Source organism: Rhizobium sp. BR 317 (assembly GCF_047445835.1).
Lineage (GTDB): Bacteria > Pseudomonadota > Alphaproteobacteria > Rhizobiales > Rhizobiaceae > Rhizobium > Rhizobium paranaense.
The window spans coordinates 44,405-71,104 of record NZ_JARWLB010000022.1 but is presented as its reverse complement, the minus strand read 5'-3'; the positions used below and the strand labels follow the sequence as shown (position 1 = coordinate 71,104).

Below are 26,700 nucleotides of genomic sequence, written 5' to 3'. Positions count from 1 at the left end.
TGCAAGGCATGGAAACTGCGTCCCGCACCGGTCTCCATCCGGCCCGGTCATGTGCTTACACCCCAGCGCGGCCCGACGATGAAGCCGCTTGAACGACAGATCAGCTCCGAAGACCTTCACGAGCTCCGACTGCTCGTAAGATCCCTTCCGGTCACAGTGGGCGCACTCGACTTCGATTACGGGCGTCCGCACGTCTCGCAGGGTAGGGCCCCGACGTTGTCGGGTGGGGGGCTTCGTCTTGCCAAGCCATCTCTCCGATTGAAACGGCGGCTCACTACCGGATGCGATTTGACAGGCAAGGCGCCGACGGTGACAAAAATATTTTCAACGGCGGACGCCTCAAGATTATGCTTCTAGGTTTTGATTCCGCTCCAGAATCTGGATTGTCTATGTCCTTTGCCAGTTAAAGGGGTTACGAAGGCGCTTGCGTCAACCGGGCTCTCGCTGATGAGACGCCAGCACTCCAGGCCGCGGCCAAGGCTGAATAGGCTGGCAAGGCCGAAGGGCAGGCGTATATCTGCCCGATACCCGACCATGTGACGCCCGGATCGGTTCATAGTGGTAACTCACGTCATTCTGTTAGCGATGACTAACCCAGTACCTGCGTCCAACCCGCTTGCGACATCACATGGAAACGCACTAAGGGTAGGGAAATCGAATGCGCGGGATTGAGAAATTCCCCGCTATCGAACCTCCAACGACGTCCGAAGAGGCGAAGATGACAAGCTCCGAATGGCGGGTGGGAGTGCTATTTTCCAGAAGTGGAATTAGCGAAATTACCGAAACCGAGCACTTTCTTGGCACTGCGCTTGCGATCGAAGAGGTCAATGCGGCCGGAGGCGTGCTTGGCAAGCCCATCGTTCCGATCGCCTATGATCCGGGCGGGGATCAAACCGCCTATCGTAATCTGGCGCGGCGTCTCTTGGCCGACGACGACGTCAATATCATCTTCGGCGCGTCGATGTCGGCCAGTCGCAAGGCCGTGCTGCCGATTGTCGAGCGGCACAATGGACTGCTGTTTTATCCGTCGATGTATGAAGGCTTCGAGTATTCGGAGAATGTGATCTACACCGGCGCCACCCTCAACCAGAACACCTTCGCGCTCGCGGAATACCTGCTCCGCAACCATGGGCGCCGGATCCTCTTCGTCGGAGCGGACTATATTTATCCGCACGAATCCAATCGGGTCATGCGGGATGTGGTGGAGGCAAAGGGCGGCGAGGTTGTCAGCGAGCGCTATCTTCCTCTCCATGCCGACGAGCAAACGCTGCGTTCCGTTATTTCCGATATCGTTCGTCTCGAACCCGATGCCATCTTCTCGACTCTCATCGGGCGGCCGGCGCAGCGTTTTTACCGCATGTATGCCGAGGCGGGAATCGATCGTAGGCGGGTTCCGATTGCCAGTCTGACCATGGCCGAGAGCGAGATTCGCGAGATCGGAGCCGAGGCGTGCACCGGCCATATTCTTTCGGCGACTTATTTCCAAACGGTCGAAAACGAGGCGAACGAGCGTTTCGTAGCGGCATTCAAAGCCCGTTTCGGCCAGGAGTTCACCACGAGCGTATGGTCGCAACCGGCCTATGCGCAGGTCCACCTGTTCGCCCGAGCGCTTGCCCGGGCCGGATCGCTCGATACCCATCGCATTTCCGAGGAAATTCTGCTGGAAGATTTTCTTGCTCCGGAAGGCCGGATCAATTTCGACGCCGATACCCGTCATCTATGGCTGCACCCCCGCATCGGCGTGGCGCGGGCCGACGGGCTTTTCGACATTGCCTGGCAAGCGCCTGGACCGATCCGACCGGACCCGTACCTGACGGCTTCGCGGTTCGAAGACGTTTGGCTGGAGGCCTGAGATGGCGGGACCGAGCAGGATCGTTCAGGATTTGCGGCGCGCACGCGTTCTGGTTGTCCATCCGCGCGACGAGGACGGCAACTTGCTGATCGCCCACCTCAAGCGCCTTGGGTGCGAGGTTCGGGCGACCTGGCCCCTTCCGCCTGCCTTGCCTCCCGACATAGACACCGTCTTCCTGCATGTCGAGGATGTCCATATCGAGCACGCGCTTGAGATCATCGACCTCCAGCAGACGGCGGTCATCGCGATCCTGACCTATGAGACTCCGACAGCACTCCAGGCGATCATCGACCTCAACGCCCACGGCGTTATCAGCAAACCGTTACGGCCGCTCGGCATTCTGACGCAATTTGCACTTGCACGATATCGGCAAAGCTACGAAAAACGGCTCGCCGGCAAAGTGCAGAAACTCGAGGAAACGTTGAAAAGTCGCCGGCTGGTCGAAAAAGCCGTTTCGGCGCTGCGGGTCATGAATGGTCTCGACGAGGACGCCGCCTATAAGCTCTTGCGCGATCAGGCGACGTCAAAGCGCGTTCCGATGGCGACCATCGCCGAATCCATAATTGCCGCGCAGGACACCATGAAAAGCCTTGGGCTATCCATCGGCGGAAAACCTCAAACTTAAACCCTCAGTTGTATCTACGCACCTTTTGAAAGGGCCCGATAAACGGCTTGACGGTACCATTCTTTCGTGCAAGCCTAAAGATAACGAGCAGGTTTGCTCAGCGGCAGGGCTGCCGTATTCACATCATGGCTATGTAGCCTCTGGTTCACGGATTGAATTCCGTGCCAGGGGTTTTTTGCGTTTGGAGACGAGATTGAGCATCAAGACCTCGACCGCGCGGACGGTAACCGTCGCAACCGTCCAGTTCGAACCGATCGTCGGTGATCGCGCCCATAACCTCACAGCCATCGAGCGGCTGGCAAGGGCAGCGAAGGCCAAGGGTGCGGAAATCGTCGTTCTGCCGGAACTGGCCGACAGCGGCTATAGCTTCCGTGACGGCGACGAGGTTGCCGCATTGGCCGGCCCGGTACCCGGCGGCCCGAGCGCCGAGACGCTTTGCCGCCTTGCCGGGGAGCTTGGCCTTTACATCGTCAGCGGCGTCGCCGAACAGGATGGCGACAGGTTTTACAACAGCGCTCTCCTTTGCGGTCCCGAAGGGTATATCGGCAAATATCGCAAGCTCCATTTGTGGAACAACGAAAACCGCCTTTTCCGAAAAGGTGATATCGGGCTGCCGGTATTCGACCTGCCCTTCGGCCGTATCGGCATCGCCATCTGCTATGACGGGTGGTTTCCGGAAACATTTCGCGAATTGGCGCTGGCCGGCGCGGAACTGGTCTGCGTGCCCACCAACTGGGTACCGATGGCCGGGGCGGAAAGCGCTGCTGAGCCGATGGCCAATATCCTGCACAAGGCGGCCGCCCACACCAATGGCCTTTATATCGCCTGCGCCGACCGGATCGGTATTGAGCGCGGCCAGACCTTCATCGGCCGCAGCCTTATCGTCGGCCCGCAAGGTTGGCCCATATCCGGTCCGGCCAGTGCCGATCGCGAGGAAATCCTCCTTGCACAAATCGATCTGTCGAGCGTCACGGAAACCCGCGCGCTTAACAGCTTCAATCATCTGCTCGGCGACCGCCGAGACGATATCTACGGGTAATATCAACCCAACTCAAGAAAGGGGAACAAAATGCAAATGAAAACCATCATCCTGACACTGGCATCCGCGGCATTCGCCACCGCAGCTTTTGCCGAGGATCCAATCAAGATCGGCGTGCCGGTGGGGCTGTCAGGCGCCAACAGCGTCGTCGCACCGTCCGTCGTTCAAGCCGCCGAACTCGCCGTCGAAGAAATCAATGCCAAAGGCGGCGTGCTCGGGCGGCCTTTGGCGCTTGAGATTGCCGACGATGCATCAGGAGCAGCTGGCGCGCAAAAGGCTTTCGATTCCCTGGTTTTCCAGAAGGAGGTGAATGTCGTCATCTCCATGGAGACGAGTGCTGCACGCAATGCCGGACTGCCGATCATTTCCAAGGGTGATGTGCCGTATATCTATACGTCATTCTACGAAGGCAAATCCTGCAACGCCAAGCTTTTCGTCGATGCCTGGGTTCCAGAACAGCAGGTGCCGCCTGTCGTTGATAATTTCATCGGCAAACAGGGCGCAAAGAAGTTCTTCCTGATCGGCTCGGATTATGCTTTCGGACGCGGCATGCTGACCTTCGCCAAGGGCTACATCGAAAAAGCCGGTGCTCAGGTCGTCGGCGAGGAATATCTGCCGATGGACGGCAGCGACTGGACCGCCATCATCTCCAAGGTCCGCTCCTCCGGCGCCGACGCCATCATTACCTCGACGGCCGGCGGCGCACCGAACGTGACCTTGACCAAGCAGTTGCGCTCGTCCGGCGTCACCCTGCCTTACGGCAATCTCGCGGTCGACGAAGGTACCGCCAAGAGCATGGGCGCGGATGCCAAGGACATCTTCCTCTCCGCATCCTACGTCACCGGCATCGACAGCCCTGAAAACAAGGCGTTTCTCTCGGCCATGGAAAAGAAATTCGGCAAGGAACTGCGAACGCCGAACGATCTTTCCGTGCCGCAATATGAGGCGATCTACCTTTACAAGGCAGCCGTCGAGAAGGCCGGCAGCGCCGATACGGCTGATGTGCTCAAGGCCCTTCCCGACGTATCCTTCACCGGCCCGCGCGGCAAGATCTCCATGAACAAGCAGCATCATGCGCCGCTGACGATGTATCTTGGCCAGGTAAAGGACGACGGCAGCGTTGCAGTTGTCGATAGCTTCAAAGACGTCAATCCTGGCGATCAGTGCCCGAACCTCTGAAATCAGCGGGGCGGGGCAGGGGCCCCGCCTCCAGCATCGGAGTTCCAGAAATGACCCTCTTTCTCGATATCGTCAGTACCGCGGCCATTCTCTTCATCGTTGCCGCCGGGCTGCTTGCGATCTTCGGCGTGCTGAAGATCATCAATTTCGCGCATGGCGCATGGCTGACCATCGGGGCTTACTGCGCCGTCGTCGTCAGCGGGTTCGGCCTCAATCCATGGCTTGCCATTCCTTTCGCATTTCTGGTCGGAGCGATCCTCGGCGGCGTTGCCGAACGGTTCGTCGTGCGGCCTCTCTATCGTCGACCGCTCGACGCCATTCTTGCAACCTGGGGGCTAGGCATCGTCATCGGCCAACTGCTCACGCTTTGGTTTGGCCGTGACGTGCAATTTACGCCGGCACTGCTGCCCGGCACCGTCGACCTCTTTGGCACCGGTTATTCGGCCTACCGCCTTTTCGCCATTGCCGCGGCTATCGGTCTGGGTCTCGGCTTCACCTCGCTTCTCGATGGGACAAGGCTTGGTCTTTCCGCGCGGGCAGTCATCATGAACGAAACGCTGGCGCGTGGGCYCGGTATCGACACCGAAAAGGTGCGGCTCGCAACCTTCATGATCGGCACCGGCCTTGCCGCCCTTGCAGGCGTGCTGCTCGCGCCATTGACCAGCGTCGATCCCAATATGGGCGTCGCCTGGCTGACCGGCGCCTTCATGCTAGTGATGGTCGCGGGCTCTTCTTTCGGCGCGCTTGCCGCCGCCTGTCTCATCTTCGGCGCCGCTCAGGTGTTCGTCAGCACCTATTTCAGTCCGATCCTCGGCGGCATCACCGTCGCCGTCCTTTGCGCAGTCACATTGCGCATACGTCCGAAAGGATTTACCCGTGCCTGACAAACAGAAACTCCGGCTTGTTCTTTTGCTGGTGCTGGCGTCTGCCGCAATTCTGCTGATCGTTTTCGGACCGATGTTCCTCGGCCGCTTCAGCCTCAACGTCCTCACGCGTTCGATGATCTACGCCATGCTGGCGATCACCGTCGATTTGCTGTGGGGTTATACGGGCGTTCTCACCTTCGGGCAGGCAGCATTCTTTGGCGTCGGCGCCTATGCCACCGCCATGGTTCTCACCCATATCGGCGCAAGCCCGGCGCTTTTCGTCGTCGCCCTTGTCGCCGCCGTGCTCGTTCCGCTCCTGCTTGGTCTCGCGGTCGGCTGGCTGTCATTCTATCACGGATCGACACCGCTCTATGCCACCGTGATCTCGCTCGTCGTGCCGCTCGTCGTCACACAGCTCATCTTTTCGGGTGGCATCTGGACCGGTTCATCGAGCGGCCTCGTCGGTTACGAAACTCTCCCGCTCGGGCTTCCTGGCTATTTTCGCCTGTCAGGCACCTGCCTGCTGGCTTTGGCCGTGCTTGGGATCGTCTTTGTCCGGTCGGACGCCGGCCGTCTGCTCACCGCAATCCGCGACAATGAAGCCCGCGTCGCCTATCTCGGCATGAACCCCGCTCGGTTGAAAATAGTCCTCACCGGCGTTCTTGCCGGCGTATGCGGCCTTGCGGGCTTCCTCTATGCCAATGCATCCGGTGTCGTCGCGCCCGAGAACACCGGCTTTGTATTCGGAACCGAACTGGTCGTCTGGACGGCGCTTGGCGGTCGGGGAACAATCGTCGGGCCCTTGTTCGGCGCAATCGGCATCGATTATCTGAGCGCCAGCCTGTCGGGCGATCTGCCCTTCCTCTGGCAACTGATCGTCGGTGCGCTCTTCGTCGTCATGATCATCCTTTTGCCGGGCGGCCTCGCCTCCCTGGTGACGCGTTTCCTCAAGACCGCAAACTCCAACAGCACGCTGAAGTCCTTGCCGACGCGCATCGTCGCCAGGAATGGTGCGGCGGCAGGCAAAAGCCTTCTGTCGATCCGCGGTCTCGGCAAGTCCTATGGCAGCCTCTCCGTCCTGAAGGGCATTGACCTTGAAATCGGCGCCGGAGAACTCGTCAGCCTGGTCGGCCCAAACGGCGCCGGCAAGACCACGCTGATGCGTTGTCTGTMGGACGGCACCGAGAAGGTCGAAGGTCAAGTAGATGTCATCGGCACCAATATCGCCGGTCGTGCACCGGAACGGATCGTCGCCCTCGGCGTCGGCCGGAAATTCCAGGTCGCCAGCATCTTCGACAGCATGACGATCGGCGAATGCCTGAAGATGGCACGGCTCAGCCGCGAAACACCCAACCCAATCCGATCGTCCGCCGAGATCATACTGCCGCCAGCTGCAGCCGAGATCCTGACGCTCACCGGCATGGCCGGCATGCTGGACAAACCGGTCGTGCTGCTGTCGCACGGTCAAAGGCAGGCTCTCGAACTGGCGATGGTCGTCGCGCTGGAACCACGCATCATCCTGCTCGACGAACCGACGGCGGGTCTTACCAAGACCGAGCGCATGACCATCGGCACCATCCTCAAGAAACTGACGGACGAGATGGGTTTTGCCGCAATCCTGGTCGAACACGATCTGGATTTCGTACGCGACATATCGAGCCGCATCGTGGTTCTCCACCAGGGCAAGCTCGTTCTCGACGGCACGGTGAATGACGTGGTCAATTCCGAAACGGTTCGCACCATCTACGCAGGAGGCGCCCATGGCTGACCCGTTCAAACTCAAGCTCAGCGGCGTATCAAGCGGATATGGTGCGGTCGATGTCGTCAATGGCGTGTCGCTCGCCATCCGGCCCGGCGAGATCTTCGCCCTCATGGGCAAGAACGGCATGGGCAAAACGACACTGCTGAAGACGATCCTCGGCTTCCTGCGCGTCGGCAAAGGCAAGATCGAGGTCGACGGTGCCGCTATCATCAACAAGAAGCCAGCCGAGCTGGTCGCCTCCGGGATAGCCTATGCCCCTCAGGAATTGCCGTTGTTTCAGGATCTATCCATCCGCGATAATCTGCGCCTCGCACTCAAAGGCGATCGGGATCTGCCATCCGCACTGGAGCGGGTCTATGGCTATTTCCCGTTTCTGAAGGATCGGCTGACACAGAAGGCCGGCACGCTTTCGGGCGGTGAGCAGAAAATGCTGATCCTCGCGCGGGCACTGATGCTGCGACCAAAGCTGCTGCTGATCGACGAAATCTCCGAAGGCCTGCAGCCCTCTGTCGTCCAAAACATTGCCAGAGCGTTGAGGCACGACCGTGAGCAGCGCGGCACGACGATCCTGTTGGTCGAACAGAACCTGGACTTCGCCCTTTCGGTGGCGGACCGCTGGGCCATTCTCAAACTTGGAGCGATCGAAGACGAAAGTCCCAATGGTCCAGACAGCCGCAACCGTGTCCTGCAGCATCTGAAGATCTAGGGAGCGGTCAAATGCAGGACCGGTGGAATGCATTCATGCCCTATCCGGATGCCAATGTCGGGCATGCCGCCACCGGCCCGCTTTCCGGTCTTCGCCTGGCGGTAAAGGACCTTTTCGACGTCGCCGGCTACCCGACGGCGGCCGGCAATGCCGTGTTGCTCGCCGCCTCCGGCATCAAGACATCGACGGCGCCCCTGGTCCAGACACTTTTGGATGCCGGTGCCCGATTCGTCGGCAAGACCAATACGGACKAACTTGCCTATTCCCTTATCGGCGGCAACCTCCATTTCGGAATGCCGAAAAATCCGCGCGATCCAGACCTCATTCCCGGCGGGTCGTCGTCGGGTTCAGCCGTGGCGGTTGCTGCTGGCCTCGCGGACCTCGGTCTTGGAACAGACACGTCCGGCTCGGTCCGGCTGCCCGCCGCCATCAACGGCCTCATCGGCTGGCGGCCGACACACGGAAGCCTCGACATTGGAGCGTTGCGTCCGCTGGCGCCAAGCTTCGATGTGCCGGGTTTCATGACGCGGAGCCTGGAACCAATGGCCGCGGTGATGAGCGCCGTCGGCATGCCTGAGGCCGATGACCGACCATCATCCATTCTCATTCCCGAGGATGTTTTCGAAATCATCGATGACGCGATCGCCGACGAGATGATCGCCGGTCTTCGATCGGCGGCCATGCCTATTCGCGAAGCGGGCTCCATCGCCTCGTTCTGCTTGGACGAGCTTGCTCTGGCATTCGTCACCATTCTCCAAAAGGAAGCCTGGGAAAGCAACAGAGCGCTTTTCGAACGAAGCCCGCAGGCTATCTCGCCCGACATTGCCGCGCGTCTTCTAGCAGGATCGCGCCTATGCGAGGAGGAGGTGCACGAGGCGCGTCGGGTTCGAGAGCACTTTTCCAGGGAGATTGATCGACTGTTTGGCGAAGATGCCATCGTGGCTGTTCCGACATTGGCTATGCGTCCACCAAGGCGCGATGCCCCGCCGGAAAGCCACGCAACGTTTCGCTCCGCCTGTATCAAACTTCTGTGTCTATCTGKACTTAGCGGCCGCCCGCAATTGGCATTTCCGATTGCCGGTTCTGACAGGAGGATTTCATTCTCTTTGATAGGTGGAAGGAGCACCGACAGAGCGCTGGTGAATGTGGCGAAGCGACTACGATTTGAGTGAAGAAGCTGCCGTTTCAGAGAAACGAATGGGGTGCAGCCTGTTCGAAAACATTGGAAACCTGCGAGCAGCCAAACCAGCAGGTGGATGCACGGCTAACACCGCGGGTTGATAGACAGATACGTGGCGTTTCTATTTCACGGGTCGCTCGCTCAGATCCCGTCACAGGCGGGCATTGCTTCGCAGCCAGCAATAACCTATATGTAGGCATGTTCCTACATGGAGGCTGCTATGAGCATCACGAGTTTCTCTAGCCGGGAGTTGAACCACGACGTGAGTAAGGCAAAGAAGGCTGCCAATAAAGGGCCTGTAGTTATCACAGATCGCGGGAAGCCGTCCCATGTGTTGATGACCTACAGCGAGTTCGAGCGCCTGACCGGCAAACGCCGCAATCTTGTCGATGCTCTTTCAATGCCCGGTTTGTCAGCCATCGATTTCGATCCACCCCGAGCCGACATTGCACCTCGCGGAGTCGATCTGTCTTGAAGTATCTGCTGGATACAAACGTCGTCTCCGAGCTGCGTAAAGTCGGAGACGGTAAAGCTGATCCGAATGTGACGAAGTGGGTCGGTGCTCAAGGTTCCAGCGACCTATTCATTTCCGCGATTACGATTCTGGAACTTGAGCGCGGGATATTGAGCATCCAGCGTCGAGATGCTTCCCAAGGTTCTCGCCTGCGGGCATGGATGGACAGCCGTGTCCGCCCTGAGTTCGCGGAGCGAGTTCTGTCAATTGATGACGCGATAGCAACGCGTTGTGCCCACTTACATATTCCAGATCGCCGTAACGAAGCCGATGCCTTGATAGCGGCGACCGCGCTGGTTCACGGTTTAACGGTGGTCACACGGAATGTTCAAGATTTCGATGGAACCGGCGTGATCCTCGTCGATCCATGGCGCGAATAACATCGGGTGCGCGCTTCGCGAGCCGATGTCTTTTTCGGGGAATTCCTGGGATCGCCTCAGCCACTTTGCCAGCATCGTAAGGGCGGAAGGTTCGTTTCCGTTGTTCAAGAGCTTGGATAGCCGGCAATGCGCTTGGCCAAGCGACCACCGATACACTTCTCGACGTTTTCGATGGGCTATTGGAAGGCGCGCCGGCAAAATGGAGCGTGGTATTCGATTGCGTCCTTTGCGACACCAGCCGATCGTCTCGTAAGGAACGACAAACGCCGCGTCCGAGCCTCAAGTCTTCGACTTTGCGCACAGGCTGACATTGAAGCGGAAATAGAGCCAGATCGCACGCGCGCGCCGCCGCACGGCGCCAAATCAATACAGGGAGGTTGATTATGGACACACTCCTCGTCGTGAATGCCGGTTCCTCCAGTCTAAAATTCGAGATCTTCGCCGTGGCGGGTTCGCTCACGCGACAGATCAAAGGAAAGTTGGATGGGGTCGGCACCGCGCCGCACCTGACCATCAAGGGCGCCGGCGGCGACCGGCTGGCGGACGAAGATTACCCACGCGAAACCGTTCCCGATTTGCCGGCGGCGATGCGTCTGGTGGGGGATTGGCTGCGGGAGCGTCACGAGGTCCGTTTGATCGCCGTCGGTCACCGGGTCGTCCATGGCGGCCCAGACCATATGCGTCCAGCGCGTATCAACGACGACCTTGTGCGGGAACTGGAGCGGTACACGCCGCTTGCGCCACTGCATCAGCCAAACAATCGTGCGCCCATCCGCGCCTTCCTAGAGCACCAACCGCATTAGCCCAAGTCGCCTGTTTCGATACCGCATTCCATCGCGGCCATGATCCGATGGCCGACCACTACGCCATTCCGGCGCATTATTTCGATGAGGGTGTCCGTGAACTTGCCATGAACTTCAGGCGCATAATCGCCATCAACCGCAACGTCGGTTTCTTCACAACGGGCTACAATTGGATGGTTCGGATCATTCCGGTCTTAATCATCGCCCCGGCATTTATCCGAGGCGACATGGAGTTCGGCGTCATTACCCAATCTGCCGCCGCCTTTGCGATGCTTGTCGGGGCGTTTTCATTTATCGTCAGCCAATTCAAATCGATTTCCAATTTCGCGGTGGTCGTGGCGCGCATCAGCTCCCTCCTTGAGGCGATCGAAGATGCCAGTCAGCCAACGAAAACCAATCTGGAAATCATTGAGCACGATGGCCATCTCGCCTATGACCACGTTACGCTCACCTCTCCGACGGGTCATACGTTACTCAAGGATCTCTCGACGATCTTTCCTGCTAACACCCGTGTGGTTGTAGTGGGAGACGACAATGCGGCGGCCACCGCATTGTTTCGTGCAACGGCGGGGATCAGCACATCCGGGGAGGGGCGCATCGTTCGTCCCACACGCGACCAGTTGCGTTTTCTCGGCCAACGTACCCATCTTGCTCCTGGCACTCTGCGGCAGGTACTTGTGCCATCGGGGCGGTCGAGCGAATTGTCGGATGATCAGATCCTTCTTCTCCTCAAACGGCTGGGATTTGTACCCGTTCTGAACATCGACGATCTCGATAAGGAGGACGATTGGTCGACCCGGTTGTCACCACGCGACCAGCAGATTGTGGCAATCGCCGGGGTTCTTATCGCAGCTCCCTCTTATGTCTTTTTTGAAAATGCAGACGTGATCTTCGGTCACGACCTGCTACTCGACATCCTTACACTCCTTGCCGAGCACAAGATCGCCTGCGTAAACCTGGCAGAAGCGGATAGCCCGCGAGAGGCATATGATGCTGTGCTAGAATGTCATGAAGACGGATCCTGGACTTGGATCGCTCAACAAGGACGCTCGTGACCGAAAAGCGGCTGTCGCCTGGCACTTAAACGGGTCTTCCTTAAACACTCTCACGCACATCGCGGCATTGGCTCGGAGCCGACAGGATAAGACGCGCCTTATGCCGCGCCCATGAAGATCCTCGTTTGCCAAGACCTGGCTCAGAAACTCAAAATGCAACTAGGTCGGACCTGCTGTTCGTTGGGAATTCTACTCGGAGGAGCGTCAAATGATCAGACACCACGTTGCGATGGGCCTTGCCATCAACATCAGCCCGGTGGCCGCAATCCGCAATTCCGTTCTCATTGCCGAGATCTGAACGACGCCGTCGTTTCCGTTAATTGACCACATACCGTGCCTGTCGGCGGGGCTTTCTTGCTTGGACGAAGAGGGGGGCGACGTCCAGCCGGCATCGCGGACATGTTCTCTGCCTATCAAGGTATCGCCGCGACAGCCATTAACGCTATGCGCACAGATGGCTTCGACGTAGCCCCCGTCCACGGAGTTGCCGCGGCGTTTGAAAAATCAGTGCATCTGGGAAGAGCCCCTCTGGCGATCACTGGATCGACCGGTCGCATCCCAGCATCTGAGGCAAGCCACAGCGATAGGAAATGCGTATCGCCAGCTAAAGGAGGAGACAATGTTACTAGAGAGGGAAGCAGCGGCCACAGGCGTGGCCATAGGGGAGGAGACGTCCACGGCGTTCAAAAGACGCTTCATGATAAGGATGATCGCCGTTCTCACGGGCGGGATGCTGCTCGACGGCTACATCCTCGGCGTCATCGGCCCTGTAACCACGGTGATGAAGCAAGACATGGGAATGTCGACGGCCGACATGGGCCTGATCGCCTCGGCTGCACTGTTCGGGATTCTGATCGGCTCGCCGCTCGGTGGTTGGGCCGGCGACAAGTTCGGCCGAAAGCCGCTCTTCATGATCGACATGGCGTTGTTCGTACTCGCATCGGCGATGCAGTTCTTCATCGACTCGGTAGAGATGCTGTTCGCAGTGCGGCTGTTGATGGGCGTCGCGATCGGCGCCGAGTATTCCGTCGGCTGGCCGCTGATGTCGGAGTTTGCACCCGCCCGTTTGCGGGGGCGCCTGATGGGTGTCACGATCCTTGCCTGGTATGGCGGATTCATGATCGGTTACACGGCGGGTTACATTCTGAACCTGCCGACACCGCTGCCGTGGCGTTTCATCATTGGAACGAGCACGCTTATCGCGGTCGTCTTGTTCGTCGCCCGGCTCGGCCTGCCGGAGTCGCCGCGCTGGTTGTGGAGCAAGGGCCGCAAGAATGAGGCCCGCGCCATTGCGCGCAAGTATCTGGAGAGCGCCGGGGATATGGCGGACATGGAGAACGAAGAGGTTCGTCAGGGCCGGTTCTCCGAACTCTTCTCCGCGAAGTACTGGCGGATGACTGCTTTTGTTTCGTGGTTCTGGTTCTGCAACGTCTTGCCATATTTCGCGATCGCGACCTTCGCAGACAACGTGCTGGAGCGCTACGGCCTCAATGGCGGGCTCGCCGGTGGTGTCGGATTGTCGATGGTTGCTGTGATCGGGGTCGCCGTCACTGTGGCATTGATCGACAAGGCCGGTCGCCGCTTATTCACGGTCCCGCCGCAGTGGATCACCATGGTCGTCTTTCTCGTCATTGGCCTTTGGTCGAGTGCGCCTCCAGCCGTGGTATTGGGTCTCTTCCTTGTCTTCTCGTTCTTGAATGCGATGAATGGGACGCTGACGAGTATCTATCCCGGCGAGGTGTTCCCCACCGAGGTCCGTGGCGTCGGCACCGGTTTTGCAGCCGCAGTCAGCCGGATTGGCGCGGGTATGGGCACGTTCCTGTTGCCGATAGGCGTGGAGAAATTCGGCGTTTCGGCCGCGATGCTGGTCGCAGCCGGCGTCGTCTTCAGCGGCGCGCTGGTGTCGCAGCTATGGGCTCCGGAGACAAGAGGGAAGAGCCTTAGTGAAACGGCAGCCGGGTATTCGCACTAGCCGGCGCTTTTCTTTGACAAATTTGTGAAGCCGCTAATGGCTATTGCGCGACAGGCTTCTGTGTGAGGCTGGGGGTGTAACATCCCATTCTCACACAGAAGGTCTCATGAGGTTCAGTTGCAAGCGGAATCGCAAATCGCATGCCGCGCGCCATAGGTCTTCTGTCGCGACTATGAAATGTTGCACCGCCCGTTGCGTGTCGGAAAAGACATGCAAAACTGTTATCGATGATCCCTCTGACGACGATATTATCGGATGCTACTCAAACGCCGCTATCTTCCTTCCCTCGGTTCGTTCGCCACTTTCGAAGTTGCGGCGAAGCATCTCAGCTTTACGCTCGCCGGGAACGAGCTCAACGTGACCCAGGCTGCCATTAGTCAGCAGATCCGCGGTCTCGAAAAATCACTGGGCGTTACCTTGTTTATCCGCAAGCACAACAGCCTCGAACTGACATTCGACGGTCAACGGCTCCTGACTGCCGTCAGCGGCGGGCTGGACAAGATTTGCGATGCGATCAACGATATCAATGCTCCATCTGATCTTCCCATGATCACCTGTTCGGGTACCCATGCTGCGATCGCCTTCTGGCTGAAATCCCTCGTGGACAGGTTCCGTTCCGAGCGGCCTGACGTGAGGTTCGTGCTTCTGGCCTCGGACGAGGACGACACATTGAGGAACTTCGACGAGGTCGATCTTTCCCTGATATGTGGAAACGAACGCTGCGAGGTCGGGGAAAATCTCCGTTATCTCTTTCCGGATATTGTTCAACCGGTTTGCAGCCCGGATTATCTGCAGCGCCACGGGCCATTTCCGGACCCCTTAAGCCTGGGGCAGGCGGATTTGCTGGACCTGCACCGCAAGCACTGGACTTCTGACGCCATCGGCTGGCATCCTGTTACTTGGGACGATTGGTTCCGGGCGAGCGATCTCGCTGTGCCGCACTTGTCGCCCATCATGACCAGCAACAATTATCCGCTCCTCGTGAATGCAGCGATCAAGGGCGAGGGAATCGTTCTGGGGTGGCATCACCTGGTACGATCGCTTCTGGACGAAGGCGCGCTCCGCACATTGTTCGACCCCCCTCTTCGCGTCGATCGCGGATATTATTTGAAGGTGAACCGAGCATCGTTGGACAAGTCGCACGTGCAGGAATTCATCGATTTCGTTCTGGCGGATGTTGCCGCTTCGGAACAAGGACACCCCCCTCGCGGAGCCGCGATGGGAGATGTCTTCTGAGCTGGTTTGCCAATGGAAGGTATCGCTCCGCGCTCATCTGGACGGCCGGTAAGAGGTGCGATGGCATTTCGAGATTGTCGTGAAGCGGAAAGCGCGTCACCGAGGACGGACCTGAATTTATCACCGACAGAGGACGGCCTACGCAGGTTCCCCTATCATTCGACGAGTACAAGCAGCTGACAGGTAAAAGGCGGACGACCGGCGACATGCTGGCAGCGCCTGCGGCGGAAGATGTCGACCTGCCGCCACCGAATAGCAACGAACATGCCCAGCCCGTCGACCTATCCTGCTGCTGTTGCTCGATACCAATGTCGTGTCCGAACTGCGCAAGCGGCGCAGCGCCGGAATGAGGGGCGTCCCGTGGCGCCATAACCCCGCTGACGACATCGGGCCTTAAGGCGCAGGATCTCTTCGCCCTTGAACGGGAGCGACCTGTCCGGGCTTACGCCAGCCCGCCGCTGCTCGACGCTCATTCGGTCGCCAAGGCGCGTGCGCTGACTGCAAACKATTTGCAAAAAGCACCGGTGGGCGACATCATCGCACGCGCGTATGCGGCCCTTCCGTTGCGTTTCTTGCCGCTGACGCCGGAACTGACGGTGACCTATTGCCTCATGGGCCGCCTGATGTTGTCAATGCGGCCCTTGATGTATTTCTTTGCAACTTGAAAAAGGATTTGTTTACCATGACCGCAGCTTCGTTCCCGTCGTGAATAGACGTTCACCCCAGGATAACTTCGCTGCAGCAGAGTGATCTTTCACATCTGTTTCGAGGAATTCCCTTGACTAAAGGCGCCACTGCGGGCGGCAAACTGCCAGTCCMGATCCCCGCGGCGGAGCAGGCTCCGAACACAGCCATGTTGGGCAGACCGTCGGAGGATTTTCGTCACGAAGCTGACTTGGCTGGACGCCAGGGTTGGCTCGAGAACATGATCAACCAGATCCCTGATTATCTGTATGCGAAGGATTTGCAAGGACGCTTTCTGTTTGCGAACCAAGCGGTCGTCTTCAACAACGGGCTGTCCCATCTGAAGGATCTGGTCGGGCGGACCGATTTCGACTTTCTGCCGAGCCACATCGTACAAATAGCCGCCGATGTTGAACGCCATGTGGCCGAGACTGGGCAGCCCCATTTCGGCAGCGAGGAGCTGGCCTTTCGCGGCGATCGAGAACGATGGCTGATGATCACGCGTGTCCCGTTGCGAGACGCGTCGGGGAAAATCGTGGGCACTATCGGGGCTTCCCGTGACATCACCGAGCAGAAATCGGCAGAACGACGGATGCGCTCTCAGTCTTATCTGCTCGAAATGATTGCACGCGGAACGCCCCTCTCCGATTTTCTCGAAAACCTTGCCCGGATGATTGAGGGATTCGCAGACGGTGTGCACGCCGCGCTCCTTGCGATCGCGCCAGATACAGGGGAGCTGCGTCTGGCGGCTGCGCCCAGCTTGAATGAAGAATATCGCAGGCATGTCAATGCGACACTCATTCGTACCGTTCCCACAGATCTCACAGCCACCGCCGCAGCGCTCAAGCTCGTCTTTGATCAGGCGGGTATCTCTGAACTTGACCATCAGTGCCACTGTTCGGCAATTTCCGATGTCGACGGCCAGGTCGAAGGTGTGCTGGCTGTCTACTCGTCAGCGGGCACACGGTATCAGCCTGGTTTTTCCGATTTTGTTTCGATCGCCGTGCACATGGCCGGGATCGCAATCAGCCGCCATCGCGCGGAGGCGCGGATTGGATTTCTCGCTGATCATGATCCTCTGACGGGGATGGCCAATCGTGCGTTGCTAGATCGAAAACTCACCCTTGCAATGCAGACGGCGGATTCGCTTGGGAGTGAAGTCGCACTGGCATTCCTTGATCTCGATAATTTCAAGCTTGTCAACGACAGCCTCGGTCACTCGGTCGGCGACCAACTGCTGAAGACCGTGGCTGAGAGGATCTGCGAGCTGATAATTGACCAAGGGTCTCTCGCGAGAATCGGGGGAGACGAGTTCGTGATCATCCTTGAGCAAACGGATATCAACGGCTGCTTAGGTCGTTTGTCTGCAATAAAAGAAGCGGTTGCGCGCCCGATCGCACTCAACGGTATCGAACTCAGGGCGACCTGTAGCATCGGTGTCGCCAGTTATCCGAGCCACGGCAAGACTGCAGAAGACTTGCTCGCTTCCGCCGATATGGCCATGTATCGGGCGAAGGAGCTGGGTCGGGACGGGATCGCAATATTCACGCCGGAAATGACGGCCACCGTCCGAAGGAAGCTCTCCCGGACCGACGAACTCCGGCAGGCGCTTCTCCGCGACGAGTTTGTGCTGCACTACCAGCCGCAGGTGGACGTCCAAACGGGCAGCATCGTTGCGGCCGAGGCGTTGGTCCGCTGGAACCATCCGGGCGAAGGTCTTGTCTATCCGGGAGATTTCATTGCGCTTGCCGAAGAGACGGGCCACATCGTGCCCATTGGCGAGTGGGTACTCCAGAGGGCGTGCAAGCAAGCCAAGGCATGGCAGGATCATGGTCTTCCACCAATTAGGATCTGCGTCAATGTCTCCGCCAGACAGTTCCAGGAAAAGCGTTTGATCGAGACTGTGGCGAATGCTTTGAGCGAGAGCGGGCTCGATCCAACATGGCTCGAACTTGAGATCACCGAGAGCCTGATCATGAAGGATCTCGCCAGCTCGATTGCCAGAATGCACGAATTGGAGCAGTTGGGCGTAAAGCTCGCGGTCGATGATTTCGGAACAGGCTATTCGAGCCTCAGTGCGCTTAAGAGATTTCCATTGTCACGCCTCAAGATCGACCGGTCATTTATCGCTGATATTCCACACGACGCCGACGATATGGCTATAACCGCGGCAATCATCTCGCTGGCCCAGAAGCTGGATTTGGAAGTGATTGCCGAAGGTGTTGAGACGAAGGAGCAGGCTCGGTTCCTCGTCGATAGTGGTTGCAATGAGATCCAGGGGTACCTCTATAGCCGACCCGTTGAAGAGGAGCGCTTCCATTGCATGCTTGAAAACAACGGCCGCATCCATCCGCTGTTACCACTTTAACCCCCGTGATCAGCTCAATACTCCCACGGCATTGTGGATCACGCACGGTACCGCACAATCAAGAAAACGATTTATTTTCAATAACCTAGTTAATAAGCGCTCCGATCCGAGTGGGACGGCACCGAGTGCCAACTACTGCGGAGCATAGCCTGCAGATCGTCGTCTTGTTCCTTTTCACTTCGGCGTTCCCGATACGTCCTCCGTATCTCATGTCGTGAGCACCCGCCTGAGACCAGACAACAGCTTTTCGCGTCGGCCCTCCGAAAGTTTGGCCAAGTTGTCTCCCTTCCAGCGCACGCGGACCCGCGCGCGACAGGCTTCAGACGCCGGCATCGAGTGTCTCCGGCACCGTGATCTGATACTTGCTGTCCAGCCGTCCGCCGACCACGATCTGGCGCTTGCCACGACCGAGGTCGATACGCTTGAGATCGAGTCGCCGGAACCATGGATGGGCATGCCGCTCGGCGAACCAGAGAAACAGCCGCTTCACCTTCACGCTGTGGCACGCTTCCAGCACGGCCTGAACCCGATTCGGGCTTAGAGTGCGAACCGACTCCATTAGGACGTCCGCCTGATGGAACGTCTCCCGGGACGGGAGCAGGTCGAGAAGCTCGCAAAGCGCGCGCTCCGGCGCGGAGACATCAAGCTCCCACCCCCAGTGTCCCCATGCCAGGCGCGTCCTTCCAGGTGCGTCGGCATCGAAGAGCTTATCTGCCTTGTGTTCGACGAACTGAGCGTCGGTCGGTATCCGCTCGACCCAGCCAGGCAGACTGCCATAGGCATAAAGATGGATTTCTGGCTTGCCCGAAAAGCGGAGGTGGTGCGTCAGGCCTTGTAGCTCGAGGGCACTGCGACCACCGACATGCACGGATTTATCCAGAAGTCGTTGGAGCGAGATGATCACGCGCTGCCAGGCTATCGCCTGATCAGCGTTACCGGTTGGCCGCTGATAGACCCCACGAACGACACCTTCGAGCCAGCCCTGCGCCACGTATTTTTCGCGCCACTGCCKACGGTAGCCGCGCGTTTCCAGCCAAGTGGTATCAACCACCAGCCCTTCGGGGAGCAGGCGATGCAGTTGGTTTATCTTTTCGTTTTTTTGACCTACCATTAGTAGGCGAAAATAGCACGAGTCCAAACCGCGGGGCAAGTTCGAGAATTCGTATTTTCGACCCATCAATGGTAGGCATAAAAGTGTAACGTTCAAACCGCCAAGACACATCGCACCTCGAGGTGGAAATGGCCAAGCTGCCGAAATTCACGCTACGCATAACGAGAAGAAAGATCGCTGGGATTTGACCAAAGACGGCGCGAGTCGTCCTACGGCGAGCTTCGACACCAAATCTAATGCGACCTAAGGCAGGGCCCTCGAGAAGGCTGTCGGCAAGGATGGAGGATCGGTCAAGATCCAGAAAGTCGACGGTCAATGCAGCCGGCAAAAGCACTGTTGGCCAGCCAGCGAGAAGGTAAGAGAGGGAGAGGAGGGAAGGGTACGCTGTGACGGATTGAGAGGTTTGGAGAGAGGCTCTGACCGATCCGTCATGGAGAAATCACATGGCACTGGCCAGCGAAAAAATCACCCTCAGTACAGCTCGCAACATCCCCTTCGACAAACTGGTGCTCAGTCAGCAGAACGTCCGCGAGATCAAGGTGAGCGTATCGATCGAGGCTCTGGCGGAAGATATAGCCACCGCGGTCTGTTGACGAGCCTTAACGTCCGTCCTGAACTCGATGCCGAAGGCAATGAAACCGGCATCTACCGCATCCCGGTAGGCGAGCGCCGCGATCGTGCTCTTGAGCGGCTCGTGTCGCAGAAGCGGCTTGCCAAAACCGCTGGCGTTCCTTGCATCGTCAGCAGCAGTGAGACGCTGGTGGTCGAAGATTGCCTTGCCGAAAACGCCCAGCGCGTCCTGCATCCGCTCGATCAGTTCCGCGCCTTCCAAACGCGGAGGCCGGCGCCGCCATCGAGAGTGAGCCCGCCCTTGATATCCCTCAACCAGCCCCGGCCATAGCGCCGGGCGCTTGCTTTTCAGGAGATAGTCCGATGAACATCCCCAGCACTACCATCTTGCCTACCACTTCCGGGTTCAAAGTCGATATTTCCCGCGGCGAGCGGATCGGCCGCGTTTCGTCGGAATGGTTTTCTCGCCCCGACGACGAAAGGTTCCTGTCGCTGACGGATCTCTACGATACTGTCCGATCCCGTGCAGATCGCGCTCATGCACGAACGATCGAGAGCGCAGCCATCCGCGTCGAAGCAACTCGCGATAACGCCGAGCGGCTCGAACTCCTCGTTCCCGGCCAGCGCCAGCCGATAGCGCCGACCCATTGGAGCTATGGTCAGCTTTGCAGCCTGGTCGGCACGCCAGCCACCTACATGCGCCAATTGCCGGCGCTGCTCGCCGCCATCAACCTCCAGCATGGCTTGCTCAATCACCGCGCCGAACTGCTAAAGACACTTGAGATGGACGATGGGCGGCTCGAACTCCGGGCTGTCACCGGGCCGGAATACGGTCGCATCTGGGACCACGAACTCGTCTCGGCAGTGATGAAGATCGCCGGCAATGGCACCGGCGATACGATGTGGAAGGTGCCCGGTGTTCTCGACTGGGCGACGATGACGCACAACCCGTTTGTCGACATCACCAAGGACACGACGACACTCTACGCCAGCGACCGCGACGTGTTCCTGTTTCTGGTCGATGATACCCATCCGATCGAAGCCGGTCGGCTGCCGAGTGGCGAACCGGATCTTTATTTCCGGGGCTTTTATGCCTGGAATAGCGAGGTTGGATCGAAGACGCTCGGCATTGCCTCCTTCTACCTGCGCGCCGTTTGCGCCAACCGGCATCTTTGGGGCACGGAAAACTTCGAAGAGATCACCATTCGACACTCGAAGTTCGCCGCGCAGCGTTTCGCGCATGAGGCGGCGCCCGCGCTGACCAGCTTTGCCAATTCCTCACCGGCGCCGTTCGTGGCGGGCATCAAATCGGCGCGTGAGCGGATCGTCGCCCGCAAGGACGAAGATCGCGAAACGTTCCTGCGTCGCCGCGGATTCTCGAAAGGCGAAACCGTCAAGGTGATCGAAATGGTCTTGTCGGAAGAAGGCCGGCCGCCGGAATCGATCTTCGACTTCGTCCAGGGCATCACCGCCTTGGCGCGCACAAGGACCAATCAGGACACCCGCCTCGAACTCGAAGGCAAGGCGAAGAAGCTGCTTGAACGCGTCTCCTAAGTGCAGCCAAACTCCGATCCCGTCATCCCCGCGCCCAGTTGGGGGAGGGCATTGTCAAACCGTTTGGCTCTAGTGGCGGCCCGTCAATCTGTGCCGGCAGCCAAATCTGAGGGTGGGTCCAGCGTGATATAATAGCTGTGGCCCGCCCCATCTATCTCCCGCATCAGCATGATCTTGTCAGCACGCAGGGCCAACGATTAGAACCACTGGCGTATCCGAAAGGGCGTCCGTCCTTTGCCCAAAGTTCCACGAACCGTTTGTACATGCTCGTCCCGATTTCCCTGCAAATCGGAACTATCGCTCATGACAATTGGAAGTCCAAGATTTGTTGATTGGGTCTTTGTGGCGTGAACTTCGGAACCCGGTAGTCGTTCAAGTTGCGCTTCCGGCTGCTGACCGTGGCCGGCACGCATGCGTCCTCCAAGACTATTGGAGAGTGAGAGAGGGGCTGGAAAGGTTGAGCTGACCGGCTTTGAGAGCGCCCAGGCAGGCTGGAGCTTTCCTCGCTCTCGACAAGGTTCTCCTGACGCGACCCTACTCGATTGTTTTCACACGGGCCAGCCGAGGGGACTGCGTTCTCGATGCCCAATACGCCGCTTCCTTTTCTTGACTATCGCAGGCCCGTCTCGGCTTAGGCACGGGGATCGCCGCCCATTCTAGAGCGCCGTAGTCGCCCCTCGCGATGCTGGCGAAGTGGCAAGGCTCGTGCCGACCCGCAGCCGGCGATCAGACGAAAGCCAGGCGCTGCAGCACCTTTCTACCCCGCTTCGCGACTGGCTGAAAACCATCGGACTTTTCTCCGAAATCATTGCCGGGAAAACGCTTTTTCTGTCGCAGGAGGCACCGGCGATCCTCGAGGGGCTGACGCTGCGTCATCGTTTGCTMGAGCTTTCAAGCCCAGATTGACGGAGGTTTAACATGTCAGTATCCGAACTGGCTGCCCGTCTTGCGCGCCAAGCCGAGGCGGTGTGCCGCCATTATCTCTCGGCCGGCCGGCGATACGGCAACTACTGGATCGTCGGCGATACGACAAATAGCAAGGGCCGATCGCTCTATGTTTATCTGGCCGGCCCGCGGGCTGGCCGCTGGACCGATGCGGCAACCGGCCAATACGGCGATCTCCTTGATCTTATCCGTGAGAGCTGTGGCCTGATCGATTTCTGCGATGTCGTGAGCGAGGCGCGGCAGTTCCTCAGCCTGCCGAAAACAGCGCGCGCGCCGAGAGATCGACCAAACGGCCCCATGGGCCGAACAAATCGCCCAACATCCGAGCGGGCACAACGGCTGTTTGCGATGGGGCAGCCGCTTGGCAACACACTCGCTGACAACTATCTGCGACAACGCGGGATCCTACGAGGAGCGGACCACGCCGCGCTCCGTTTCCACCCCACCTGCTACTACCGCGATTTGCTCACGGGCGACACCACGCGCTATCCGGCCCTGATTGCTGCCGTCACAGACCCGAGCGGTACGATCACCGGCGTGCATCGGACCTGGCTCGATCCGGACGGTGACGGCAAGGCGAAGGTCGAGGATCCCAGGCGGGCGTTAGGCTGCCTGCTCGGCAATGCGGTGCGCTTCAATATGCCAGTCGATGCGCCGGTTAAGGTGATGGCGGCGGGCGAAGGCATTGAGACAATGCTGTCACTGTCGTATGTCATGCCTGCAATGCCGATGGCGGCGGCGCTCAGCGCCAATCACCTTGCCGCCTTCAACGCGCCCGCAGGGTGCTTGCACCTCTATATCGCTGCGGACGTGGATGCCGCTGGACGGCATGGGAGCGAGAGGCTGAGCCAGGCGGCTCGTTTACGCGGCATCCTGCCGCTCGTGCTCACCCCGGAACTCGGCGATTTCAACGAGGATCTTCGCAGACTGGGACCGGACCGACTAACGCTTAGCCTTCGTCGGCAGCTCGTCCCAGACGACATGGCTGCGTTTCTGCCCGCTTCGTGAAGCCTCGGCCAGACGGCGCGAAATGGCGTTTAGTGGCAGCTCTGCACGGAAACGGGGTCATGGATCCCCATGTTTGTCCGCGCCCGCTGGCCTGCCGAGACGCGACCCATCCCACGCGGTGCCCTGACCTTCAGCGGGTCGGTCGGGTTTCTTCCCCGCAGCGGCTTTGCCGCTGCTCCTCGCGCCGCCCAAGAAACCTTCCCTCCGCCGCCCGGCGCTTTGCTGGGCCGCGGCGCGATCCGCCGCGGTTCCGGTCCGGACCCTGCGTGGACGGGGATCGCCGTCAGGCCGCGAGAGGCGCGGCTCACAAAACCGATGGAGATCATGATGGACCTGTTTTCGATCCTTGACGAGAGACCCGAGCCGCTGCACGCATCCTCCCCGACCGACCGTTTCATCTACGAGATGCAGGTACATGGCTATCGTCCTTTTCAGGACGAGCCCGATCCCCGCCCGCTCCCAGAAGAGCCGGTMGTCCAGGCGTCGCTKACCGCCATCTTCGGCGCCCTCTTCGAGATGCTCGGCGACACCCGGCTCGAACCCGATCTCGAGGACCTCTTCTGGTCGACCGTCAATCTCTTCCACCGTGCCGGCGAGCGCATCCAGCGCGAGCTCGACCGCAATGAGGACGCGCAGCGGACCGGCCAACGCGAGCAAGACGGTTCCGAAGTCAAAAGCGTCGAACTCGAGCGTCTGATTGCCGAAGGCATCACGATGCTGGAACGCCGCAACGCCTTCGAATTCATGCGCGATAGCGCCGCCGATTTGTTTGAGGCTCAAACCGGCTCCTCTTGGCGCCCTCGTACCGGCTCGAAAGTCAGCCACACCAACCTGACGGCGGCGATGATCGATAGTCGCGACTTCCTGTCTGCCCGGCGGCGCGCCGAGACCGAAGTGTTGATCCCGGCAGGCACTAAGATCGCTTTTGCAGGCGGGATGGACTACAACGATCACGATCGCATCTGGGCGAAGCTCGATCAGGTCCATGCCAAGCATCCCGACATGGTTCTGCTGCACGGCGGCTCGCCGAAGGGCGCCGAGCGCATAGCCGCCTGCTGGGCAGAGGCCCGAAAGGTGACACAGATCTCCTTCAAGCCGAATTGGACGAAACACGCCAAGGCCGCTCCGTTTCGCCGCAATGACGAGATGCTGTCCGTCATGCCGGTCGGTCTGATCGTCTTCCCGGGTAATGGCATTACCGGCAATCTTGCCAATAAGGCGCGTGGGTTAGGCATCCCGGTTTGGCAATTGCCATGAGGCAGTACATGAGCGCTTTCTCGAAAAAATGGAAAATATGGAGATTATGGATTTCAACCAAAAGGAGGATGGTCATGCGACAGTTTACGACGGGTGATCTCAACAAACGGGTCGGCGACGTCACAGACGCGGCCAGCCGTGAACCCGTCGTTCTCACCAAGCATCGGAAACCCCGCTTCGTGTTGACGAGCTACGAGCACTATGAGCGGATGCGGACCGGTGGCGATCCGCGCCGCGCCCATCGTACATCCGAAATGTCCGACGAACACGTCGAGCTGTTTGGCGAGGCGATCGAGCGTCTGGCGCGCGGCGACGGTTGCGACGATGGGCGTTAAGTTTCGTCCAGGGGAGGTCATCACTTACCCTTCCCTTTGGGCCTGGCAGCCGCAGTGTGGCGAAACCGAAGGACGCAAACCGCTTCCCGTCTGTGTCATCATTGCGATCGGCAGCAGTGCCGGAGACAAGCACCTTGCCCTGCTCGCTATTACGACGCAGCCACCTCAGGCAGATCGAATCGGGGACCTGAAGCAGAGCTCGGATCGTGATCGACGAATACAATTACGATATCGTCGAGCGTTCATGGTACATCGGGTCGGATCAGGACGTCCTTGGCCGTTTCAGCAAATCATTCCTTATGAAGATCGCTGCCGCGTTTGCGCAGGCAAGAGGCCCGTCAGGTCGCGTCAGTCGCATCGACTGAGCCGTGGGTTCGCGCCGCGGCTCCCTCCTCTTGCGCTCTTGTGTTCCGCTACCCCAAAAATGTTGTTGGTGATTGGCCGATAGCCGAAGGTGCGCTCGCCCGTACGGCAGCAACGTACGAGACGCGCGCAGGAACTTCTGCAAAGTCGTGAACGGGTAACCGATCGCAGGCGTCTCCCCTCACGTTGCGATCGGACACCAATCCCGTTTTTTATGCCGCCTTTCTAAGGGACCGGCCGTCATCAGCGTCAACCCGCACGGGGTTCCCCTGCGCTGACGCTTCGGTGACGCCTGCAGCGCGGTCCCTTCTTCGGGCGCCATCGGGAATGGTCCCGAGCAACCGAAGGAGAACTACTATGGCTACCACGATCGCAACCCTGACGCAGAAGGCCGACGGCACTCTCGAAGGCGTCTTCGCCACCATCCGGGTCAATGCCCCGATCGCCATCATCCCCAATGCCAACAAGGCAAGCGAAGAAGCTCCGGACTACCGCATCATCCACCGCAAGACCGGCTTTGAGATCGGCGCAGCCTGGAACCGAACCGCCCGCCATACCGGCGAGGAATATCTCTCCGTCAAGCTCGAAGCGCCCGAGATCGGCGTCATCTTCGGCAATCTCGCTCCCGCCCCTGGCGGCGAAGCCAATCGCAAGGTCATCCTCTGGAACAACCCGGCCTGAACCGAAATGGCCGATCCCGAAAGGGATCGGCCTCTCTCCGAGCTGATCGAAGGAAATGCCGTCTGCTTGGTGATGACGCTCGAGACGCGATCTGCACGATCCCTGATAAGCATCCAGGATTTGCAGCCTCAGACGCCATCAATCAAAAAGCGTTAAAGCCCGACCTCTTGTGGAAGCCGGGCTTTTGGTTTTGTTCGTACAGACGGCTTACTTGTTCAGCGCGTCCTTAAGGGCCTTTGCCGGCGTGAAAGCCAGCTTCTTTGCCGCTGCGACCTTGATCGTTGCGCCGGTCGCAGGATTGCGCGCCTCACGCTCCGGTGTGTCCTTGACTTTGAATTTGCCGAAGCCTGGCAGGGACGTTTCGCTCCCAGCAACAGCAGCTTCGGTGATCGAGGCGATCACGGCCTCGACGATCGCCTTGCCCTGCGCCTTTGTCAGGCTGTGCTCAGCGGCGATCTTGTCAGCAATTTCATTGGTGGTGGTCATGTCCGTCTCCGCATCGTGAATGATAGGGAATCCGTGACAGACGGTCTTCCTTCTGTCATCGCTTGAAGATCGAGATTGCGGCCTAAAACCCAAATTTCCACAGCTTGTCGTGGCCAAGACGCGCTTGGCGAAGTCGAAAGCCCAAAGGCCCACAGTTCTCCTCGGAACG

At 59.1% G+C, this 26,700-nt stretch carries 24 protein-coding genes and 2 pseudogenes; 24 read left to right on the top strand and 2 right to left on the bottom strand.

What is annotated here, in order from left to right; translation table 11 throughout:
• Positions 1-718: 718 nt before the first annotated feature.
• The 16 genes from QD357_RS26655 (at position 719) to QD357_RS26580 (ending at position 18,221) form a co-directional block, all read left to right on the top strand.
• On the top strand, positions 719-1,852 hold the full coding sequence (locus QD357_RS26655; RefSeq protein WP_183940395.1) for a transporter substrate-binding domain-containing protein: 1,134 nt from the start codon (positions 719-721) through the stop codon (positions 1,850-1,852).
• A 1-nt stretch (position 1,853) separates the two neighbouring features.
• Positions 1,854-2,477 carry an ANTAR domain-containing response regulator gene (locus tag QD357_RS26650; protein WP_414125426.1) on the top strand — a complete coding sequence of 208 codons (624 nt, stop codon included), beginning with the start codon at positions 1,854-1,856 and terminating at the stop codon, positions 2,475-2,477.
• 193 nt (positions 2,478-2,670) lie between these two features.
• The gene (locus QD357_RS26645) at positions 2,671-3,516 is read left to right on the top strand and encodes a nitrilase family protein (protein WP_414125425.1); all 846 of its coding nucleotides are present in this window, start codon (positions 2,671-2,673) and stop codon (positions 3,514-3,516) included.
• A gap of 30 nt (positions 3,517-3,546) precedes the next feature.
• Positions 3,547-4,695, top strand: coding sequence for a substrate-binding protein (locus QD357_RS26640; RefSeq protein WP_183940389.1), 1,149 nt, complete (start codon positions 3,547-3,549; stop codon positions 4,693-4,695).
• Between the two features lie 50 nt (positions 4,696-4,745).
• Complete coding sequence (locus QD357_RS26635) at positions 4,746-5,579, top strand: branched-chain amino acid ABC transporter permease (protein ID WP_414125424.1); 834 nt, start codon at positions 4,746-4,748, stop codon at positions 5,577-5,579.
• Positions 5,572-7,329, top strand: a complete 1,758-nt coding sequence (locus tag QD357_RS26630; RefSeq protein ID WP_414125423.1) for an ABC transporter permease subunit — start codon at positions 5,572-5,574, stop codon at positions 7,327-7,329. The genes QD357_RS26635 and QD357_RS26630 overlap by 8 nt, the downstream gene beginning before the upstream one ends.
• A complete protein-coding gene (locus QD357_RS26625) occupies positions 7,322-8,029 on the top strand; it encodes an ABC transporter ATP-binding protein (protein WP_183940382.1) in 708 nt (235 codons plus the stop codon). Before QD357_RS26630 ends, QD357_RS26625 begins: the two co-directional genes overlap by 8 nt.
• Before the next feature lie 11 nt (positions 8,030-8,040).
• Positions 8,041-9,201: an amidase family protein gene (locus tag QD357_RS26620; protein WP_414125422.1), complete on the top strand. Its 1,161-nt coding sequence runs from the start codon at positions 8,041-8,043 to the stop codon at positions 9,199-9,201.
• A gap of 228 nt (positions 9,202-9,429) precedes the next feature.
• On the top strand, positions 9,430-9,684 hold the full coding sequence (locus tag QD357_RS26615; protein ID WP_183940378.1) for a type II toxin-antitoxin system Phd/YefM family antitoxin: 255 nt from the start codon (positions 9,430-9,432) through the stop codon (positions 9,682-9,684).
• Complete coding sequence (locus tag QD357_RS26610; RefSeq protein ID WP_183940375.1) at positions 9,681-10,103, top strand: type II toxin-antitoxin system VapC family toxin; 423 nt, start codon at positions 9,681-9,683, stop codon at positions 10,101-10,103. The genes QD357_RS26615 and QD357_RS26610 overlap by 4 nt, the downstream gene beginning before the upstream one ends.
• A 383-nt stretch (positions 10,104-10,486) precedes the next feature.
• The gene (locus QD357_RS26605; RefSeq protein WP_414125421.1) at positions 10,487-10,906 is read left to right on the top strand and encodes a hypothetical protein; all 420 of its coding nucleotides are present in this window, start codon (positions 10,487-10,489) and stop codon (positions 10,904-10,906) included.
• Positions 10,907-10,953: 47 nt separating this feature from the next.
• Complete coding sequence (locus tag QD357_RS26600; RefSeq protein WP_414125420.1) at positions 10,954-11,961, top strand: hypothetical protein; 1,008 nt, start codon at positions 10,954-10,956, stop codon at positions 11,959-11,961.
• Positions 11,962-12,667: 706 nt separating this feature from the next.
• Complete coding sequence (locus tag QD357_RS26595) at positions 12,668-13,933, top strand: MFS transporter (RefSeq protein WP_414125419.1); 1,266 nt, start codon at positions 12,668-12,670, stop codon at positions 13,931-13,933.
• A gap of 255 nt (positions 13,934-14,188) precedes the next feature.
• Positions 14,189-15,169, top strand: a complete 981-nt coding sequence (locus QD357_RS26590) for a LysR substrate-binding domain-containing protein (protein ID WP_414125418.1) — start codon at positions 14,189-14,191, stop codon at positions 15,167-15,169.
• A gap of 524 nt (positions 15,170-15,693) precedes the next feature.
• The gene (locus QD357_RS26585) at positions 15,694-15,834 is read left to right on the top strand and encodes a hypothetical protein (RefSeq protein WP_414125417.1); all 141 of its coding nucleotides are present in this window, start codon (positions 15,694-15,696) and stop codon (positions 15,832-15,834) included.
• A 113-nt stretch (positions 15,835-15,947) separates the two neighbouring features.
• Positions 15,948-18,221 (top strand): putative bifunctional diguanylate cyclase/phosphodiesterase, encoded by a 2,274-nt coding sequence (locus QD357_RS26580; protein ID WP_414125416.1) that lies wholly within the window; start codon positions 15,948-15,950, stop codon positions 18,219-18,221.
• Between the two features lie 319 nt (positions 18,222-18,540).
• Here the strand turns inward: QD357_RS26580 and QD357_RS26575 are convergent, their stop codons facing one another.
• Positions 18,541-19,332, bottom strand: a complete 792-nt coding sequence (locus tag QD357_RS26575) for a type IV toxin-antitoxin system AbiEi family antitoxin (protein ID WP_183940356.1) — start codon at positions 19,330-19,332, stop codon at positions 18,541-18,543.
• Between the two features lie 443 nt (positions 19,333-19,775).
• Between QD357_RS26575 and QD357_RS26570 the strand changes: the two are divergent.
• From QD357_RS26570 to QD357_RS26535, 8 genes and pseudogenes are all read left to right on the top strand, one after another.
• A pseudogene (locus QD357_RS26570) lies at positions 19,776-20,173 on the top strand (ParB/Srx family N-terminal domain-containing protein); the annotation flags it as partial.
• A 92-nt stretch (positions 20,174-20,265) separates the two neighbouring features.
• Positions 20,266-21,456, top strand: coding sequence for a DUF932 domain-containing protein (locus QD357_RS26565; protein ID WP_414125415.1), 1,191 nt, complete (start codon positions 20,266-20,268; stop codon positions 21,454-21,456).
• Between the two features lie 705 nt (positions 21,457-22,161).
• The gene (locus QD357_RS26560; protein WP_414125414.1) at positions 22,162-22,362 is read left to right on the top strand and encodes a hypothetical protein; all 201 of its coding nucleotides are present in this window, start codon (positions 22,162-22,164) and stop codon (positions 22,360-22,362) included.
• 12 nt (positions 22,363-22,374) lie between these two features.
• Positions 22,375-23,409: a toprim domain-containing protein gene (locus tag QD357_RS26555; protein ID WP_414125413.1), complete on the top strand. Its 1,035-nt coding sequence runs from the start codon at positions 22,375-22,377 to the stop codon at positions 23,407-23,409.
• Positions 23,410-23,736: 327 nt separating this feature from the next.
• A complete protein-coding gene (locus tag QD357_RS26550; RefSeq protein ID WP_183940349.1) occupies positions 23,737-24,666 on the top strand; it encodes a DUF2493 domain-containing protein in 930 nt (309 codons plus the stop codon).
• 74 nt (positions 24,667-24,740) lie between these two features.
• The gene (locus tag QD357_RS26545) at positions 24,741-25,001 is read left to right on the top strand and encodes a type II toxin-antitoxin system prevent-host-death family antitoxin (protein WP_183940347.1); all 261 of its coding nucleotides are present in this window, start codon (positions 24,741-24,743) and stop codon (positions 24,999-25,001) included.
• Positions 24,991-25,366, top strand: a pseudogene (locus QD357_RS26540) (hypothetical protein). The gene QD357_RS26545 and the pseudogene QD357_RS26540 overlap by 11 nt, the downstream one beginning before the upstream one ends.
• Before the next feature lie 355 nt (positions 25,367-25,721).
• Complete coding sequence (locus QD357_RS26535) at positions 25,722-26,045, top strand: DUF736 domain-containing protein (protein ID WP_183940343.1); 324 nt, start codon at positions 25,722-25,724, stop codon at positions 26,043-26,045.
• A gap of 207 nt (positions 26,046-26,252) precedes the next feature.
• On the opposite strand, the gene QD357_RS26530 is transcribed toward QD357_RS26535, so the two are convergent.
• On the bottom strand, positions 26,253-26,531 hold the full coding sequence (locus QD357_RS26530) for an HU family DNA-binding protein (protein WP_183940341.1): 279 nt from the start codon (positions 26,529-26,531) through the stop codon (positions 26,253-26,255).
• Positions 26,532-26,700: the final 169 nt, after the last annotated feature.

Coding starts and splice junctions, on each gene's coding strand:
- QD357_RS26655 (WP_183940395.1), top strand. CDS start 719: ATGACAAGCTCCGAATGGCGGGTGGGAGTGCTATTTTCCAGAAGTGGA.
- QD357_RS26650 (WP_414125426.1), top strand. CDS start 1,854: ATGGCGGGACCGAGCAGGATCGTTCAGGATTTGCGGCGCGCACGCGTT.
- QD357_RS26640 (WP_183940389.1), top strand. CDS start 3,547: ATGCAAATGAAAACCATCATCCTGACACTGGCATCCGCGGCATTCGCC.
- QD357_RS26625 (WP_183940382.1), top strand. CDS start 7,322: ATGGCTGACCCGTTCAAACTCAAGCTCAGCGGCGTATCAAGCGGATAT.
- QD357_RS26615 (WP_183940378.1), top strand. CDS start 9,430: ATGAGCATCACGAGTTTCTCTAGCCGGGAGTTGAACCACGACGTGAGT.
- QD357_RS26605 (WP_414125421.1), top strand. CDS start 10,487: ATGGACACACTCCTCGTCGTGAATGCCGGTTCCTCCAGTCTAAAATTC.
- QD357_RS26600 (WP_414125420.1), top strand. CDS start 10,954: ATGGCCGACCACTACGCCATTCCGGCGCATTATTTCGATGAGGGTGTC.
- QD357_RS26595 (WP_414125419.1), top strand. CDS start 12,668: ATGATCGCCGTTCTCACGGGCGGGATGCTGCTCGACGGCTACATCCTC.
- QD357_RS26590 (WP_414125418.1), top strand. CDS start 14,189: ATGCTACTCAAACGCCGCTATCTTCCTTCCCTCGGTTCGTTCGCCACT.
- QD357_RS26565 (WP_414125415.1), top strand. CDS start 20,266: ATGAACATCCCCAGCACTACCATCTTGCCTACCACTTCCGGGTTCAAA.
- QD357_RS26555 (WP_414125413.1), top strand. CDS start 22,375: ATGTCAGTATCCGAACTGGCTGCCCGTCTTGCGCGCCAAGCCGAGGCG.
- QD357_RS26545 (WP_183940347.1), top strand. CDS start 24,741: ATGCGACAGTTTACGACGGGTGATCTCAACAAACGGGTCGGCGACGTC.
- QD357_RS26535 (WP_183940343.1), top strand. CDS start 25,722: ATGGCTACCACGATCGCAACCCTGACGCAGAAGGCCGACGGCACTCTC.
- QD357_RS26530 (WP_183940341.1), bottom strand. CDS start 26,531: ATGACCACCACCAATGAAATTGCTGACAAGATCGCCGCTGAGCACAGC.